The following is a 17,300-nucleotide window of genomic DNA, read 5'->3' as shown; positions in this document are numbered from 1 at the left end:
GAGAGCATGGCGAAAGGGGCAGGCATGAGCGCGCCCGCGATCCCGGCGCTGCCGGCGGGGCTCGGGGCCGAGGTCGTCGGTGCGGCCGAGCGGGTCGGCTCCGAGCTGCGGTGTCGGGTCCGGCTCGGCGACGGGCGGGCCGCGGTGCTGGCCTGGCTGGCGCCGGAGCTGGCGCGCGAGCCGGCGATGCGGCGCCGCTACGTGCGCGACGTGGCGCGCCTGCGCGAGCTCGACGCGCCCGGGGTCGCGCCCGTGCTGGCGGCCGGCCCGGACGATCCGCGCGCTCCGGGGGCGCCGCCGCCGTGGCGGCTGCGGCTCGACCCGCCCGGCGAGACGCTCGAGCAGTGGCTGCGGCGGCGGGCGCCGGCGCCGGTCGACGAGGTGGTGGCCCTGGCGATCGGGCTGTGCGAGCTGCTGGCCGGGCTGCACGCGCGCGGCGTGGTGATCCGCGACCTGCACCCGCGCCTGGTGGTGCGCGGCGACGACGGGTTGTGGCTCACCGACGTGGGGCTGGCGCGGGTCGACATCCTGTCGACGCGCACCGCCTCGAGCCTGCTGCTCGAGGGCTCGCCCTACGCGGCGCCGGAGCAGCTGGCGCGCACCGCCCTCGACCCGCGGGCCGACCTCTACGCCGTCGGCGTGATCCTCTACCGCGGGCTCACGGGGCTGTTGCCGCGCGGCGAGGGGCCGGCGTTCCTCGGCGAGGCCTCGCCCGCGCCGCCGCGCGCGCTGCGGGCCGAGGTGCCGCCCGAGCTCGACGCGCTGGTGATGCGCTGCCTGTCCCTCGAGCCAGGTGCGCGGCCGGCCTCGGCGCGCGAGCTGGCGGCCGCGCTGGCCGGCGACGGCCCGGCCGGGGCCAGCGGGGCGCGCACGATCTGCCAGCACTGCGGCGCGCGGCTGCGCCTCGGCCAGCGGCTGTGCCTCGCCTGCGGCCGCGTCGGCGTGCAGTTCGAGCACACGCCGGCCGGCACCTGCTCGGTCGACCTGCGCGCGGCCAAGGAGGACGCCGAGTTCTTCGCCCGCCTGTCCGGCGAGCTGCAGACCCTGGCCGAGGGCGAGGTGCCGGCGCTCAACCTGGTGATCGGCGACGCCCGCATGTACTCGAAGGCCGAGCTCGAGCGGCGCCACGCGCTGCCGCTGCGGCTGTTCGCCGACCTGTCCCACGAGACAGCCGAGCGCCTGCGCGCGCGCCTGGCCGCGGCCAAGCTGCGGGTCGCGGTGGTCGACCGCTCGCCGCGCGCGACCCGGCGCCTGGCCGTGCGCACGTTCGGCTGGACCGGCGGGATCACCGGGGCGCTCGTGGCGATGTTCGTGGCCCTCGGGGTGCCGATGTTCGTGCCGATCGTGTTCGGCTCGCTCGGCGTCATGATCGCGCTGATCGTGTTCCTCGCCGCCTCGGCGGCGCAGAAGAAGCAGCGGCCGACGTTCCTGCGGCTGCGCGCGGCCCCGGCGGCGCTGCCGGCCTCCGATCCGCTGGTGGCCCGCCTGGCCGGGCTGCTCACGCCGGAGACGCCGGCCGAGGTGCGCGAGATCGTCGGCGAGCTGGCGCTGGCGGTCCAGCGGCTCGTCGACCACCGCGCCGCGGCCCGGGGCGCGCGCCGAGCTCGACATGATCGCGGGCTCGCTGACGCCGCTGGTCGAGCTGATCGCGCGGCAGGTCGAGCGCCTGCGCAGCATCGACGCCGACCTGGCCAGGCTCGACGAGGGCGCGCTGGTGCGGGCGCTGGCCGCCAGCGAGGCCCGCCGCGAGCCGCCCGAGCGCCGCGAGGAGCTGCTGGTCGGGCTCGACCGCCTGCGCGCGCTCGAGGACGAGCGCGCGCAGTCGTTCCACCGCCTGCTCGAGGCGGAGCACCTGCTGCGCCGCGCGGTCGAGCTCGGCCTCGAGGTGCGCGACGACGCCGCCGAACACGAGCGGCGCGTGGCCCAGGCGCTGCACGAGCTCGGGGCGGGGTGAGTGGATCGAGAATGCACGAAAGGACATGTCACGAGGGGCATGTCCGTTCGGGCATGCCGAGAGCGCTGCCGGCGGTGCGCTGCGAGCGGCATGGGTCGTCGAGGGGGCGAGCGCGACGGGCTGCGCGTCCTGTCCTTTGAGACATGTGGTGGTGAGGCGAGAATGGGCGCGGGGGTCTACGTCCTGTCCTTGGGGACATATGGCCTCCGCTGGCGGGGCGGGCGGCCGTGCGGCGCGGTACGGGCGCTCGACGGGCGGGGCGGCGCTTGCTAGAGTGCCGGGCGCATGCGCGCAGTCCGTGTTCACGAGCTCGTCGGGCCCTCGGGCCTCCGCGTCGATGAGGTGCCGGAGCCGGCGCCGGGCCCCGGCGAGGTGCTGGTCGAGGTGCGGGCCGCGGGGGTCAACTTCCCCGACGTGCTGCTGTCGTACGGCAAGTATCAGTTCAAGCCGGCGCCGCCGTTCGTGCCGGGCGGCGAGGCGGCGGGCGTGGTGACCGCGGTCGGCGAGGGCGTCACTGCGGTCGAGATCGGCGATCGGGTGGCGACGACGCTGGTCCACGGGGCGTTCGCCGAGCAGATCGTGGTGCCGGCGGCGTCGGTCGTGAAGGTGCCCGCCGGGGTCGGCTTCGAGGTGGCCGCGGCGACGCTGCTGACGTACGGGACGACCTGGCACGCGCTGGTCGACCGCGCCGACCTGAAGGCGGGCGAGACGCTGCTGGTGCTCGGCGCGGCCGGCGGGGTCGGCACCGCGGCGGTCGAGATCGGCAAGCTGCTCGGGGCGCGGGTGATCGCGGCGGCCTCGACGGCGGAGAAGCTGGCGTTCTGCCGCGCGCACGGGGCCGACGAGGGCATCGAGTACGCCCGCGAAGACCTCAAGGAGCGCAGCAAGCAGCTGACCGGCGGAGAGGGCGTCGACGTGGTCTACGACGCCGTCGGCGGCCCGTTCGCCGAGCCGGCCCTGCGCGCGATCGCCTGGCAAGGGCGCTACCTGGTGGTCGGCTTCGCGGCCGGCGAGATCCCCAAGATCCCGCTCAACCTCGTGCTGCTCAAGGGCTGCCAGATCGTCGGCGTGTTCTGGGGCGCGTTCGCGGCCCGCGATCCGGCCAAGAACCACGCGAACGCCGAGCGGATCTTCGCGGCCGTGGCCGCCGGCCAGCTGCGCCCCCACGCCGACGCGTCGCTGCCGTTCGCCCGCGCCGGCGAGGCGCTGGCGCGCATGGAGCGGCGCGAGGTGCTGGGCAAGCTGGTGCTGGTGCCGTAGATCGCGGGCTCGGCGGGTGGCTGCATGGACATGTTTGTAAAGACATGTCGCTTGGGCCATGCGATGTCGGAGCGCCGGCCGCTCGCCTCTGCGGCCCGGCGTGGGCCGAGCGCGCGAGGCGGCAGCTTCTTCGTCCGGGAGCGCCGGTCCTGCATCTGCGGATGAATCCGATCACCGGCGATTTCGCTGCGACCTGGGACGAAAGCGGTCGTCCTTCTTCCCCGAGATGTCCCAAGCCCGTCGCTCCTTCCCGGTGAAGACCCTCGTCTCTGCGTTGCTCGCGCTCGTCGCTCTCGGCGTCGTCTGGGTCGGGGTCGGCGAGTACCTGCGGATCCAGAACAACATCGCCGATTCACGCGACGAGCTCGTGCAGGCGGAGGCGGCCCTCGCCCAGGTGCAGTACGACGGGCAGGGGAACGTCGTCGAGGCCGATCGTTCGAAATACCAGCGGGCGATGTCGACGATGAAGATCCACACGGAGTCGATCCAGGGCTCGCGGGCCCAGATGCCGACCGTCTATCCCTTCCTGGGCGGCGGCATCCTCGGGGTCCTGGTGTTCGGCTTCATGGCGGTGCGGAGCACCCGGCGCTCCTAGCTCGTCGCGCCCGGCGGCGCCGGAGCCACCACGCCGCGCCCAGCAGCCACGCGAAGCCCGGTTCACCGACCGCGCAGCCGAGGACCAGTGATTCGGGGGGTCGGCCGGCGCGATCGGTCCCGAAGGCGCGGGTGCTTCGGGCGGCGCGGTCGGCTGCGCGGGGGAGACCTCGGGCGGCGCGCACGAGAGGTCGACCGAGATCGCCGGCGTCGTGATCGTCTGCGACCCGTCCGGCGTGGACACCACCACTTCGACGCTGTGCCGGCCGGGCTCCGGGAAGTCGGGGCGTTCACCATAGCGCTCCATCCTGCGCACCGCGTCCTCGTCTCGCGGGCCGCACACCGCGAAGACCATGTCCGTGCCGGTCTCGCCGGTCCACGTGCGCCCGGGGTCGAACGACTTGCACAGGTTGGGCCTGCGGTCCCAGGTGCGGCCGTCGAAGCGCGTCCTGTAGAGCAGGTAGTCGCGCAGCGGCTCGAGCTCCGGCGGCAGCACGACGCGGACCGGGACCTTGACCGCGGCGAAGCTCTCCGAGCACGACGCCGGGGCCGCCACGTTCACGCCCTCGTGCGCCTGCGGGCCGGCGCGCAGGCTCGCCTGCGTGAGCCGCAGCGGGGCGGCGGCGATCGTCACGCGCGTCGTGAGCTCCGCCGGCGGCAGCGAGCTCGGGTCCCTGGAGTGCTGGCGCGACTCGCTGGCCCTGGCGCTCTCGCGGACCGTGACCTCGAAGACCTGCCCGGGCGCGAATTTCTGCGCCGGCGTGATGATGTCGATCCCGTCGTGGCGGGTGATCGTGAACTTCACCGGCACGCGCCGCTTGCCCTCGATGCGCGCCACCCTCACCCGATCGTCCGCGTCGGCGAGTGGCTCCGGACCCGTCCACGGAAACCCGTCGCGTCGGGCGGGAGCAGGCCGCCGACGCCGAGGTAGAGGCGACCGGCGCCGACGAGGGCCCGCCCGCACGAGCACGCCCGGGCCTCGGCCTCGGCGAAGATGGTCAGCGTCACGCCCAGCAGCACCGTCCGCATGAGACGCATGGTGCGACCCCACCACACGCGCCCGGGGCGGTCAACCGCGCCGCGTGCGGCCCGGCAGCGAGCGTCCTCGGCGGGCGCGCGGAGCCGGTCGTCGCTGCGAGCGCTCCGGCGGCGGCTCCCTGCGCGGGCGGAGCCGCCCGCGAGGACCGGCCTCGATCGAGCGGCGGGCCCTCGATCACGGCGAGGGATCGCCGAAGTCGCCGACACGCTGCACCGCGCGCATGCAGCGTGCATGTCCAGTACCTCCGAAGTACCGGACGCATCGCGACGGGCCGGTACGACCTCGACGATCGAAGTCGATCGTCCTCTCGAATCGATGCAGTTGCGGCGGAGCCGAGGTCAGGGCGGGCCGAACTTCGGGTCGCTCAAGAATGCCTCGTCGGTGAGGCTCTCGAGGAAGGCGACCAGGTCGGCGCGGTCTTGCGGGGACAGCTCGACCTGACGCACGAGGGGGCTCTTGTTGGGGTTCTGGCGGCCGTCGCCGGCGAACGGGCCGTCGACGGTCTCGCGGCCGCCGGCGGCGTAGTGGTCGATGACCTCGGCGAGGGTGGCCATGCTGCCGTCGTGCATGTACGGCGCGGTGACTGCGATGTTGCGCAGGGTGGGCACGCGGAACTTGCCCTGGTCGCGCGGGTCGCCGGTGAACTCGTAGAGGCCGCCGTTGCCGGGGGGATAGGCGCCGGACTCGTCGAGGTTGTAGAGGCCGTTGTTCTGGAAGTCGGGCGGGCCGGGCTCGGTGCCGGCGCTGCGGAACGACGTCGAGAAGTTGGCGCCGGCGTGGCAGTGATAGCACTCGCCGGTCTCGGAGAAGAACAGGGCCATGCCGCGCTGGGCCGACTCGGACATCGCGGTGGTGTCGCCGCCGTAGATGAAGCGGTCGTAGCCGCTGTCGCCGGAGATCAGCGTGCGCTGGAACGAGGACAGGGCCTGGACGATGCGCTCGACGGTGAACGGGTCGTCGTCCTCCGGCCAGGCGGCGGCGAACAACTCTTGATATTCGGGGTCGTCGGCGAATCGGCGGACGACCGCGTCGGTGTCCTGCTGGACGCCGAGCTCGAGCGGAAAGTCGGCGAACATCGGCACCAGCGCCTGCTCCTCGAGGGTCGACAGCTTGGGGTTGGCCCAGGTGTAGACCGACTGGAAGGCGACGTTGGTCAGGCTCATGGAGTTGCGCGGGATGGCGTGGCCGGTCGAGCCGATCGGGGTGGGCTTGCCGTCGGTGAAGGCCCGCGCCTGCTCGTGGCAGGTGGCGCACGCCATGGTCTCGTTGTACGACAGCCGCTCGTCGTAGAAGATGTGCCGGCCGAGCTCGACCTTGGCGGCGCTCATCGGGTCGTCCTCGGGCACGAACGGCTCGGGGAAGCCCGGCGGCAGCTGCCACTCCCACGGGGCCTCGGCCGGAGCCTGGTCTTCGGGACATGCCCCGAGGAGCATGGCGAAACAGACAGCGACGACGCGGCGCACCTCAGCCCTCCGGGAGGCGCACGCCGAAGCCGCCGGCGTGGCAGACGTTGCAGGCGCCCGAACTCGTGGGGAACGGCATGAAGTTCTGGCGCGCACCGTCGGCACTGTACACCGTGGGGAACAGCGCCGTGGCCGGCAGCGGCAGGGCCTCGGTGGTGTAGAAGTTGCCGAGGCCGTCGACCTCGATCGCCGCGACGAGGTCGCCCATGCCGTCGGGGGCGCTGCGCAGCTCGACGAGGCCGTCGGGGTAGGGCGCGCCGGCCTCGTCGTGGAGGGTGCCGGCGGCGGTGAAGCGACCGGGCCCGGGGCCGTTCTCCTGGTGACAGCGCATGCAGTTGTCGCCGGTGGCGTGGCTGATCGCGTCGCCGTGGGCGCTGACGAGCTCGACGTCGAGCGCGGGGTCGCGGACGAACGCGTCGTCGCCCATGAACGGGGCGGGATCGGCGGACTCGTCGCAGGCGAGCGGCGCGGCGAGGGCGAGGATGAGCAGGGCGCGGTGCATGACTCGAACCTCAGTCGGCGACGGAGAAGACGGTCTGGGCGGCCCCGGCCTCGTCGCTCTCGAAGCGCAGGCCGAGCGGGGCCATCATCGCGGGGCACTCGGGGTCGCCGGGGAAGGCCATGCAGCCGGGCAGGGTGTCGGACATGCCGTCGGGGATCTTGTCGACGTCGACGCCGGCGAGGATAGCCGCGGCGTCGACCTTGATCGTGTTGCTGTCGGGGTCGAAGCCGTCGAGGCGGACGGTGGCGAGGTTGTCGTACTGACAGGTGAAGCCCTGGGCGACGTCGCCGGCGCAGGCGGTGGCGCCGAGGTGGTAGAAGAACTCGGTCTGCGTGGTGGGGCGGACGTCGAGGCGGACGTACTTGTAGCCGCCGGCCCAGCTCCACCACAAACCCTGGGCGTTGAGCGGGGCCGGGGCGGTGGCGCCGTCGAGGTGGTTCTGCTCGTCGGGCACGCCGACGATGAACTCGACGCCGGTGTAGTCGTCGTGGTCGGGCGCGGTGCCGCGGACCTCCTTGTTGGTGCCCGGGCTGCCGGTCATGCAGGCGCCGCTGCCGTCCTCGAAGTCGAGCAGGACGAGGCCGTCGTGCTGCCAGGTGTCGTCGTCGGCGATGACGAGCGGCACGCGCTCGCCGCCCGCGCGCACGAGGGCGACCTCGTGGACGTAGACGCGGAAGTCGAGCGGGGTGACGCTGGCGCCCGTGGTGCCGATGCCGGCGAAGTCGCGGCCGCAGGCGAACGGCTCGCTGCCGAACCGCGGGTCGAAGCGCAGGGTGACTTCACGGTCACCCGCAGCGCAGGCGGGGGCGAGGAGGAGGAGGAGGAGAGACAGCGCGCGGAGCTTCACTCTTCGTCGAATAGCAAAAGGTGGCGCCGAGCGGTGATGCGACGGGCGGTCGCAGCGCGCACGGCGTGCGACCCGGTGTCGCAGGACACTTTCGCCGGGGGGCGCTGGCGAAAACATGTCTTTCGGGACATGTGGACTGCAGCCTGCGCAGTGGACGACAGTCAAGGGGGCGATCGCGCGCATCGGCGCCGGCCCGGGGGCGGCCGCGGTATGACGTGCCTGTCGCGGTGCGGCGGGGCGCGGCGCGAGCGAGATGGTCGAAGAGACAGGTCGAATGCGCCGAGCGGCCCATTCGCTGCGCCGACGGGATGAACCGACCGATCGGGCTTGAAACGGCGTTGCCGGGCCGTAGACTGAATTCATGAAGATTAGCCTTAATCAACGGATGGCATTGACGATGGTATTGGCGCTCCCGGCGTGCCCGGGCGGCGGAAAAGAGCCGGGCGAGACCGAAGGCGAGGCGACGGAAGGGCCGGCGACGGAGGGCCCGGCGACGGAAGGGCCGGCGACCGAAGGGCCCGCGACGGAAGGGCCCGCGACGGAGGGGCCGGCGACGGAAGGGCCGGTGACGGCGGGCGAGACGGAGGAGCCGGCGACGGCGGGCGAGACGGAGACGGAAGGCCCGGGCGAGACGGAGACGGAGGGCCCGGCGACGGCGGGCGAGTCGGAGGGCGAGACGGCGGGCGAGTCCCCGGCGGAGTGCGAGCAGGCCGATCCGGCCGCGAACGCGGCGTTCAAGCTGGTGTTCAAGGACTGGGGCGATGACAACTTCACTTTCTTCGATTTCGACGTGCAATGCGTCGTCGATTCGGTGACGGTGGCCGACGCGGCGGTGACGACGGCGATGACCTGCGAGGTCGACGGCGCCTCCGAGCCGGCGTCGCTGCGCTTCGCGGTCGCGCCCGAGGGCGCGGTCGACTGGGACGCGGGCCTGGCAGTGCGGCTGAAGATCGAGCAGGACTTCGATTTCGCCGCCAAGCGCATCGTGCAGCTCCGCGTGGCCGCGGACGACGCGATCCTCGCGGTGGCGACCTCGGGCGGCGTGGACAACAACTCGGGCTACCCCGAGGCGTTCCTGCCGCTGGTCTACGGCTATTCGCTGGTGTGCCAGGGCGCGGGGGAGACCGGGGAGGACGGGACGCCGGCGCAGATCGACCTGTCCGACCCGGGCAAGGCGGAGCTGCACCTGATCTCGCAGCACCGCGGGAGCCTGCCGATCGACGCCGAGCACGCGTACGCGGTCGACGCCGGCGCGGTCGTGGTCGGTGAGTCCAACCATTACCCGGTGTCGCAAGAAGTGCTGCTGCGCCGGGTCCGCCTCGGCGAGTGAGCCGGGGGCGAGGCGCCGCGCGAGAGCGGGCTCGCGGGAGAAATGTCCGTCAGGGCATGTCGTATCGGGCATGCCCCATCGGGCATGTTCTAATGGACATGGCTTGAAAGACTGGCGCCGGCGAGCGGGCGGGTGACCGCGATCGGGGCGCCGTCGCGGTAGCGCAGCAGCTGGCCGCGGACGGCGGGGACGCGCGGGCCGGGGGTGATGATGCCGACGAGGTTGAGCGGGTCGACCGCGGCGACCTCGAGCTCCTCGGCGTCGGCCGGGACGCGGCGGAGGGCGCCGAGGGCCTCGACGGCCTCGGGCAGGGCGAATTGCTCGCCCTGCTGGCCGGCGACGAAGCGGCCGCCGCGGATCTCCCCGCGGGCCTCCAGACGGCGGTAGACGTCGAGCAGGGCGCGCCACGGCGGCGCGCCGGTCTCGCGGGTGAGCAGCGGGCGGGCGACGACGCCGTAGCGGCGCAGGTACAGGCGGGCCAGCTCGACCGGGCTGCCGTCGCCGAACGGATCTGGCCGCTCGGACAGGTCGCGGGCCAGCAGCGACCAGCGGCCGCGCAGCAGCCGGCGCGGGCCCTTGCGCAAGTCGACGGTCTCGCACAGGGCGCGCAGGCCGGCGAAGCCGTCGCTGGTGATCGCGCCGGCGCGGGCGAGCTCCCACAGGGCCACCTCGAGGTCGTCGTGGCCGGCGCCGGTGGCGGCGCGCAGGTCGGCGGCGAAGGCGGCCCCGCGTTCGAGCACGCGGGCGACCTCGCGGGCGAGCTGCGACAGGTGCGGCCACTCGTGGGCCGGGGTGGCGCTCGGGGCGACGAGGGTCGGCGCGTGGGCGCGGAGGAACAGGGCGACCTTGCCGGCCCCGCGCGGCAGCTCGCCGGGCTCCAGGCCCTCGGCCGGCAGCGGCGTGAGGCGGCCCCACGCGACCTCGCCGGCGAGGCACAGCTCGTCGAGCCAGGCGGGGTCGTAGCCGTGGACGCGACGCGGCAGGACGTCGCGCTCCCACGACTGCGCCGGCAGCTCGAGGCCCTCGAGCTGCTCGATGACGCGGAGCAGGCCCTCGGGGCCGTGGAGCTGGGTGCCGGGCTGGACGTGCTGCCAGCGGGCGAGGAAGCGGACCAGCTCGGCCGGCGCGACCGCCCGCACCTCCTCGCGCAGGCGACCGAGAGTGAGCCGGTGGATCCGCTGCAGCAGCCGGCGCTCGCACCACTCGGGCTCGGGGGTGGTGGGCCGGGTGAACTGGCCCTGGAGGACGATGCCGTCGAGCTCGAGGCGGGCCAGGGCGCCCTCGGTGTCGGCGCGCGTCAGGCCGAGGGCGGTCGCGAGGGCGGCGGCGGTCAGCGGCGCCGCCGTCTGCACGAAGGCGCGGACCAGGCGCAGCGCGGCCTCCTCGGGGTCGACGGGGCCGGACAGCGCGGGCGGGAGGGCGATGCCCGGCTCGATCGCGGCGGCCGGCCACAATGCGCGCGCGAGGGGATGATCTCCGCCGCTATGTACAATGGCGCAGAGGACATGTCCTCGGGGACATCCGCGGCGGGGCGGCGGAGCAGGGCGGCCCGGCCGGCGCGGACCAGGGCGGCGAAGTGCCCGGCCCACTCGGGGCGCGAGGGCAGGAGCCGCGGGGCGCACAGCAGGTCGTGCAGCTCGTCGGCGTCGCGCGGGCCGGCGGGGCCGTCGATGGCGACCGCGGCGACCACCGACTCGATCGCGCGCGGGTCGAGGCCGAGCAGGTCGCCGCCGCGGAGGGCGAGCTCGCCGGGGCGGGCCGTCTTGACCTGCCGGGCCCAGCGCTCCTCGAGCGGGGCGTCGTCGAGGAAGGCGAACGGGTTGGCGGCCAGGATGCCGTGCGAGAACGGCGAGGGGGCGACGGTGTCGCGGGCGAGGGCCCGGATCTCGCCGCCGTGCAGGCGCCGCAGCACGGCCTTGAGGCCGTCGGCGTCCATGGCCTCGTGCAGGCAGTCGCGGGTGGTCTCGTGGACCAGCGGGTGGTCGGGCGGCTCGATCGTCTCGCCGCCGTGATTGTCCTGGCAGCCGGCCTGGGCCGGGAACACCGCGGCCAGCAGGTCGGCGGCCTTCATGCGCAGGATCGGCGGCGGGGTGCGGCGGCTGCCCTGGTGGCGCAGCACCGCCAGCGCGCGGGTGACGTTCCACCGCCAGCGCGTCTCCCACATCGGCGACTGCAGGGCGGCCTGCGTCAGCGCCTCGTCGACCGCCTCCTCGTGGAGGAAGTGGAAGATCGCCTCGAGCGGGAACGAGTGCTGCGGGCCGAGCGACAGCAGCACCGCGTCGTCGGTGGCGGCGGCCTGCAGCTCGAAGTCGAAGGTGCGGCAGAACTTCTTGCGCAGGCCCATGCCGAACGCGCGGTTGATGCGGGCGCCGAACGGGGCGTGGATGATGAGCTGCATGCCGCCCGACTCGTCGAAGAAGCGCTCGGCGACCAGGCACTCCTGGGTCGGCACGGCCCCCAGGGCGCGCGCGCCCTCGGCGACGTAGGCGACCGCCTGGTCGATGGCCGGCTGCGACAGGCCGCAGTCGCCGGCCAGGACGGCGCGGGCGCGGTCGTCGCCTTGCCCTTCGAGCATGTCCCAAAGTTCATACCGAAGGGCGGCGACCTCGGCCGACAGCGCCTCGCTGCGGGCCAGGCCCTCGCCGTTCCAGAACGGGATCGCCGGCGACTGGCCGCGCGCGTCCTCGACGCGCACGCGGCCGGCCTCGACACGGCGGATCTTCCACGCGTGCGAGCCGAGGCGGAACACGTCGCCGACCATGCTGTCGATGGCGAAGTCCTCGTCGACGGTGCCGACCACGGCCTCGCTGGTGTCCTCGACGACGGTGTAGTCGGCCTTGTCGGGGATCGCCCCGCCGGAGGTGAGCGCGGCCAGCTGGGCGCCGCGGCGGCCGCGGGCGCGGCCGTGGATCCGGTCGAGGTGGAGCAGCGCGCCGGCGCGGCCGCGGCGGGTGGCGATGCCGTCGCCGAGCATGGCGACGACCTGGTCGAAGTCGCGGCGGGTGAGCGTCGCGTAGGGGGCCGCACGGCGGGCCAGGGCCCACAGCGCCTCGACGTCCCACTCCTCGGCGCTGCAGGTGGCGACGAGCTGCTGGGCGAGGATGTCGAGCGGGGCCTCGCGCTGGACCGGGCGGTCGATGCGGCCGGCCTTCATCGCCCGCACCGCGGCGGCGCACTCGATCAGGTCGTCGCGGGTGGTGGCGAAGATCCGCCCCTTGGGGGTGCCACCGACGGCGTGGCAGGCCCGGCCGATGCGCTGGCGCAGGACGCTGATCGAGCGCGGCGAGCCGACCTGGACCACGAGCTCGACGTCGCCGATGTCGATGCCGAGCTCGAGCGAGGCGGTGGCGACCACGGCCTTGAGCGCGCCGGTCTGCAGCTTGTGCTCGACCATCTGCCGGGTCCGCTTGGCCAGCGCGCCGTGGTGGGCCGCGACCACGCCCTCGCCGAGCCGCTGCTCGAGGTCGTGGGCGATCCGCTCGGCCAGGCGCCGGCTGGGGACGAAGATCAGGGTGGTGCGGTGCTCGCCGAGGTAGGCCTCGATGCGGGCGTAGAGGTCGTCCCAGGCGGTCCGCGAGGCCACCGCCGACAGCGTCTCCTGCGGCACCTCGACCGCGACGTCGAGCGGCTGGCGCCGGCCGGCGTCGACCAGGTGGCACGGGCGGGCGCGCGGGATGAACTCAGGGACATGTGCTTCGGGGCATGTCTCAGTGGACATGTCTGTGGGGGCATGTCCTGAAGACCCGGCGAGGTCGTGGCCGACGAGGAAGCGGGCGGCCTCGGCGGGCGGCTCGACGGTGGCGGACAGACCGATCCGCTGCAGCTTGCGGCCGCACAGGGCGTCGAGGCGCTCGAGCGAGAGGGCCAGGTGGGCGCCGCGCTTGTTGCCGACGAGGGCGTGGATCTCGTCGACGATGACCTGCTCGCAGCCGCCGAGGACGGCCCGCCCGCGCTCGGAGGTGAGGAGGAGGTAGAGCGACTCGGGGGTGGTGATGAGGAGGTGCGGCGGCTGCTTCAAGATCCGCGCGCGCTCGCTCGAGGTGGAGTCGCCGGTGCGCAGGGCGGTGCGGATCTTCGGCAGCGGGGTGCCGAGGGCAGCGGCGGCGGCCTCGATGCCGCGCAGCGGCTGCTGCAAGTTGCGCTCGACGTCGGCGCCGAGCGCCTTGAGCGGCGATATGTAGAGGATCGTGACGCTGTCCGGCAGGGCGCCGGCGAGGCCGCGGCGGACCAGGGCGTCGACGCCGGCGAGGAAGGCGGCGAGGGTCTTGCCCGAGCCGGTCGGGGCCATGACGAGGGTGTCCTCGCCGCGGGAGATCGCGGCCCAGCCGCGCCGCTGGGCCTCGGTCGGACCGCTGAACCGCTCGCCGAACCACCGCGCCACCGGGGCCGAGAAGGCTGTCCCGAAGAGCATGTCCGAAGATGCAGGCAGCGGGCCGGCGACGTCGACAGGATCGAAGCCGAGAGGCGCGGAACCGTCCGTCATGGGCGCAGGATAGCCCGGGGCTGATTGGATGTACAGTGTGCCAGGCCGCCGTAGAACGACGAATCGGCTCGCGACGCGGCGCTCGCCCGCGGCCGCGGAGCGAGCGCCGAGAGCGAGGCGCGCGACTACTCGATCGCGACCAGCAGCTCGTAGTTCGGCGTGGAGTAGCCGAAGTCGGAGTAGCTGACCTTGACGAAGTACTCACCGGCGGCCGGGATCGCGTCGCTGATGAAGTCCTCGTGGTAGTCGTCGTCGCTCGACGGGCCGCCGAGCGAGGTGGTGCAATCGGCCTCGAACACCTCGACGACGGTGTCGGTGGTGTCGTCGCCGGGGGCGGTGATGACGTGGATGGTCTTGCCGATGTCGGCGTCGCCGGCGGTGAACTTGAACCAGTCGACGTCGGTCTGGTCGGGGAACGAGGCGAGGGTCGCCGACGGCAGCGTGAGGTCGTTGGCCTGCGCGCAGTCGTTGTTCGGCTCGATCTCTGGCGGCGGCGGGTCGGCGACGGTGACGTTGATCGTGTAGTCGTAGTCGACGTAGCCGCTGTTGTCCCAGTAGACCAGGTACAGCGGGTCCTCCGAGCTGGTGTAGAGCGAGATCTCGGAGTCGAACTTGATCAGGTCGGCGAAGCTGCCGCTCGCGGGCAGGGCGATCGCCCGCGCGTTGGCCTCGGCGTCGGCCGAGGCGATGGTGAAGGTGACCTTCTTCGGCTCGGGCGGCGGGACGAAGGTGTACAGCTTGGTCTCGAGCGGCTCGGCGATCGAGCCGAGCTCCTCGGTGCCCTCGACCAGCGCGATCGGATCGCGGGCGGCGATCTCGAGCGAGCCGGGCGCGGTCGACGAGATCTCGGAGCCCTGCGGGCCGCTCAGCACGCTGACGTCGTAGGTGCCCGCGGCCACCGGCACGTCGACGAACATCAGGTAGTTGAGGCCGTACAGGTTGGCGGTGTTGATGTCGCCGTAGAGGCCGGGGTCGCTGCCGCCGACGAGGAGGTTGGGATAGGTGATCGGCTCGAACAGGCCGTCGCCGGTCTGGGTCGTGTCGAACGGGGTCGAGACGTCGAGCTGCTTGGCGTCGCCGACGAGGATCGAGCCCTGCGCGAGGGTGCCGGCGATCGGGCCGAGCGCCAGCGGGGCCTCGATCTTGAAGGCGCCGGCGTAGACCAGATCGGTGCCGCCCTCGCTGATCGTCACGTCGCGCGCGCCGATGCTGGCGCCGACGTCGACGGTGATGTTGGCCTGGATGCCGGTCGGGCTGGCGACGGTCAGACCGTTGACGGTGACGCCCTCGCCGAAGTCGACGGCGACCGCGTCGGTCCACTGGGTGCCGAAGCCGCTGATCGCCACGTCGAGCGTGCGCTCGAGGTAGACCTTGCCGGGCACGATGCTGCTGATGCTCGGGTCGCTGCCCGGGCCGGGATCTCCGGGCGGTCCGGGCGGACCCTCGGGGCCGGGCTCGCCGGGCTCGCCGGGCTCACCGGGCTCTCCGGGCGGGCCGGGCGGGCCGGCCGTGGTGGTCGGCAGCGTCTCGGTGTCCGACTCGGAGCCGGTACCGTCGGTGTCGGTGTCGGTGTCGCTGCCGCTGCTCGCGGTCGAGTCGCCGCAACCCACGGCGATCACCGGCATCGCGGCCACGGCCGCGACGAGCCAATCCAGGTGCCTATCCCTATTGCGTGTAGTCATCATGTGGAACGCGATGGTAACGAAACTCCTCGCGCAGGTGACGCATTTGCGGCGGCGGTCCGATGGCTCCACCCCGCCAGCGGCGCTGGGGCCAGATTCCTCGCCGCGCGGAGCCGCTCCGTGGTCAGCCGACCGCCGCGCGTGCGCGCGACAGCGGTGCCCAATGATCATTGGGACAGGTCTGAAAAAACATGACAAGCGACCGCGCCCACGTCAGATTGCGCCGCGGGCGCGAGGCGAATCTCTCGCGGCGACGCGGCGCGCGAGAGATGGTATTCGGGACATGTCCGAAGAGACACATCCCTCATGCGCGGCCCGGCGGCCGCCGGGGCCGTCAGCGACCGCCTTGCGCGGCGGCGAGGGCCTCGGCGCGGGCCTTGAGGGCGCGGGCGTGGCGGTCGAAGCCGTCCTGGACCTTGGCCAGCGGAAGGAAGCGGGTCAAAAGGCCGGTAAATTCTTCGCGGGTGAAATAGCGGCAGCGCTCGCCGGGCAGCGGGGCGACCTGCTGCACCCGGGTGGCGCGGACCAGGCCGAATGCGGGCAGTGGACCGGTGAAGCGATAGGCGAGGCGGCCCGCTCGCTCGCCCTCGGGGGCGACGAGCTCGGTGATCTCTTCGCCCGAGCTGGCGCCGGTGCCGTCATTCCAGCGCACGTGGAGGCGCAGCGCGCCGCCGAGCGCGGGGGCACCGGCGTGATCGATGGCCACGATGAAGGGGTTCCATTCGTGGTAGCGGGCCAGGTCGAGCATGACCGCCCACACGTGCGCGGGCGGGGCGTCGATGTCGATGCTTGCTTCGGCGAAAGGTCGCGGCATGGGTTCACGGGACCACGTCGGCCCAGACTTGCAATTGGCCCAGGTAGCCCCGTACCACGGGTAGAAGCGGTCCTCGACCGGGCCGGGCAGGCCGAGGCGAACCACCGGATCGCGGGTGACGGCGACGTCGAGCGGGTCGAGGGCGGCGGCGATCGTCGGACCGACCTGCTGGCCGCCGCTGAACACGGTGACCCGCGTGAGCGACGGCTTGGCCTCGAGGATGACGTGCCACACCTGGCCCGGCGCCCACGGGCCGGCGGTGTCGGCGGTGTACGCGAGGTGGTTGCCGACCTCGAGGCGGCTGGCGCCGAGCGTGCACGCCGCGGACGCGATCCATCGGGTGATAGAAGGCGGTGGCCAGGACCTTGCCGGCCGGCTGGGTGCCGAACACGGAGGCGATGCCGAAGTACTCGGGGCAGCCCTCGGGATCCATGGCGACGATCTCGTCGAGGTTGTCGAGGGTCTGCAGGTCGAACTCGACGCGCACGCAGCCGAAGCCCTGGCCGGGCTGGAGGAAGGCGGACTCCCAGACGCTGCCGTCGGTGGTGGCCCACAAGATCGGCCCGGGCCGGTCGAGCACGAGGGCGTAGTTCGGGCACGGGCCGGCGTCGACGGGGCCGTCGGTGCCGCTCGTGGCGGTGGGATCGGGCCACGGCAGGCCGGTGGTCGGCCCTGTGTCGGTGCCGCTGCCGGTGGTGCCGGGCGGCTCGTCGGTGGTGGTGCCGGTCGCGGCGTCGCTGGTCGCGGGCTCGCCGGCGGTGGTGCTGCCGTCCTCGCCCGGCGGGCCGCCGCCGCAGGCGAGCAATGTGCTCAGGGACAGGTTGAAAAGGACATGTCGCATGGGACAGGAGGCACTCGCCGCCGGCACCGGGGCCGCGCGCCGACCTGCGTAGTGTATGCGGTCCGCGGCGGCGGTGGCGGCTCCTCCGAGGCCGATCGGGCGGGGCCTGGGGACCCCGGGGTCCGCGCCGCGGGCGCGAACCCGGGCGCGGCGGCTAGAAGCGGATCTGGAAGCCGCCGGGGGTGACGTTGTAGCGGGCCATGCCGCTGTAGCGGTTGTGGCGCCCGAGGCGGGTCGAGTAGACGATCGCGGGGATGATCGCGGCGAGCGTGAGGGCGCCGAAGATCGGGGCCGCGATCGCGGCGGTCCGCCGCTCGTCGCTGCAGTCCATCACGCGCGTGCGGTCGGCCTCGTCGCAGCGGCGCAGCATCGCCACCGGGACGGCGGTGCCGACCACACCGACGGCGGTGAGCACCCACGAGACGGCGGTCTGGGCCTTCAGCTTCCGCCCCTCGCGCTCCCACTCGGTGGCCTGCATCCGCGGCGGACGG

12 protein-coding genes and 1 pseudogene are annotated in these 17,300 nt (G+C 73.5%); 3 read left to right on the top strand and 10 right to left on the bottom strand.

Annotation, left to right across the window (positions count from 1 at the left end; all coding sequences use genetic code 11):
• Nucleotides 1–6 precede the first annotated feature (6 nt).
• Nucleotides 7–2,094 carry a serine/threonine-protein kinase gene (locus tag OV079_RS22575; protein WP_267770930.1) on the top strand — a complete coding sequence of 696 codons (2,088 nt, stop codon included), beginning with the start codon at nucleotides 7–9 and terminating at the stop codon, nucleotides 2,092–2,094.
• Nucleotides 2,095–2,239: 145 nt separating this feature from the next.
• Nucleotides 2,240–3,214, top strand: coding sequence for an NADPH:quinone oxidoreductase family protein (locus OV079_RS22570; protein ID WP_267770929.1), 975 nt, complete (start codon nucleotides 2,240–2,242; stop codon nucleotides 3,212–3,214).
• A gap of 352 nt (nucleotides 3,215–3,566) precedes the next feature.
• On the opposite strand, the gene OV079_RS22565 is transcribed toward OV079_RS22570, so the two are convergent.
• The 5 genes from OV079_RS22565 to OV079_RS22545 form a co-directional block, all read right to left on the bottom strand.
• Nucleotides 3,567–4,646 (bottom strand): hypothetical protein, encoded by a 1,080-nt coding sequence (locus OV079_RS22565; protein ID WP_267770928.1) that lies wholly within the window; start codon nucleotides 4,644–4,646, stop codon nucleotides 3,567–3,569.
• Between the two features lie 2 nt (nucleotides 4,647–4,648).
• Nucleotides 4,649–4,846, bottom strand: a complete 198-nt coding sequence (locus tag OV079_RS22560; RefSeq protein WP_267770927.1) for a hypothetical protein — start codon at nucleotides 4,844–4,846, stop codon at nucleotides 4,649–4,651.
• Between the two features lie 339 nt (nucleotides 4,847–5,185).
• Entirely contained in the window at nucleotides 5,186–6,280 is a 1,095-nt protein-coding gene (locus tag OV079_RS22555; protein WP_267770926.1) for a methanobactin export MATE transporter MbnM, read from the bottom strand.
• A 31-nt stretch (nucleotides 6,281–6,311) separates the two neighbouring features.
• The gene (locus tag OV079_RS22550; RefSeq protein WP_267770925.1) at nucleotides 6,312–6,812 is read right to left on the bottom strand and encodes a hypothetical protein; all 501 of its coding nucleotides are present in this window, start codon (nucleotides 6,810–6,812) and stop codon (nucleotides 6,312–6,314) included.
• A 10-nt stretch (nucleotides 6,813–6,822) separates the two neighbouring features.
• Nucleotides 6,823–7,659 carry an MbnP family copper-binding protein gene (locus tag OV079_RS22545; RefSeq protein WP_267770924.1) on the bottom strand — a complete coding sequence of 279 codons (837 nt, stop codon included), beginning with the start codon at nucleotides 7,657–7,659 and terminating at the stop codon, nucleotides 6,823–6,825.
• A 361-nt stretch (nucleotides 7,660–8,020) separates the two neighbouring features.
• On the opposite strand from OV079_RS22545, the gene OV079_RS22540 reads away from it, so the two are divergent.
• Nucleotides 8,021–8,989, top strand: coding sequence for an ICP22 family protein (locus OV079_RS22540; protein WP_267770923.1), 969 nt, complete (start codon nucleotides 8,021–8,023; stop codon nucleotides 8,987–8,989).
• 89 nt (nucleotides 8,990–9,078) lie between these two features.
• Here OV079_RS22540 and OV079_RS22535 read toward each other — a convergent pair.
• The 5 genes and pseudogenes from OV079_RS22535 to OV079_RS22515 form a co-directional block, all read right to left on the bottom strand.
• Nucleotides 9,079–13,400: pseudogene (locus tag OV079_RS22535) on the bottom strand (DEAD/DEAH box helicase).
• Nucleotides 13,401–13,597: 197 nt separating this feature from the next.
• Nucleotides 13,598–15,097, bottom strand: coding sequence for a hypothetical protein (locus OV079_RS22530; protein ID WP_267778617.1), 1,500 nt, complete (start codon nucleotides 15,095–15,097; stop codon nucleotides 13,598–13,600).
• A 391-nt stretch (nucleotides 15,098–15,488) separates the two neighbouring features.
• Nucleotides 15,489–15,968 (bottom strand): SRPBCC domain-containing protein, encoded by a 480-nt coding sequence (locus tag OV079_RS22525; RefSeq protein ID WP_267770921.1) that lies wholly within the window; start codon nucleotides 15,966–15,968, stop codon nucleotides 15,489–15,491.
• A 4-nt stretch (nucleotides 15,969–15,972) separates the two neighbouring features.
• On the bottom strand, nucleotides 15,973–16,809 hold the full coding sequence (locus tag OV079_RS22520; RefSeq protein ID WP_267770920.1) for a hypothetical protein: 837 nt from the start codon (nucleotides 16,807–16,809) through the stop codon (nucleotides 15,973–15,975).
• A gap of 154 nt (nucleotides 16,810–16,963) precedes the next feature.
• Nucleotides 16,964–17,287, bottom strand: a complete 324-nt coding sequence (locus OV079_RS22515; protein ID WP_267770919.1) for a hypothetical protein — start codon at nucleotides 17,285–17,287, stop codon at nucleotides 16,964–16,966.
• Between the last annotated feature and the right edge of the window lie 13 nt (nucleotides 17,288–17,300).

Source organism: Nannocystis pusilla (assembly GCF_026626665.1).
Taxonomy (GTDB): domain Bacteria; phylum Myxococcota_A; class Polyangia; order Nannocystales; family Nannocystaceae; genus Nannocystis; species Nannocystis pusilla.
The sequence above is the reverse complement of the archived record's forward strand: the minus strand, read 5'-3'. Positions and strand labels throughout refer to the sequence as shown.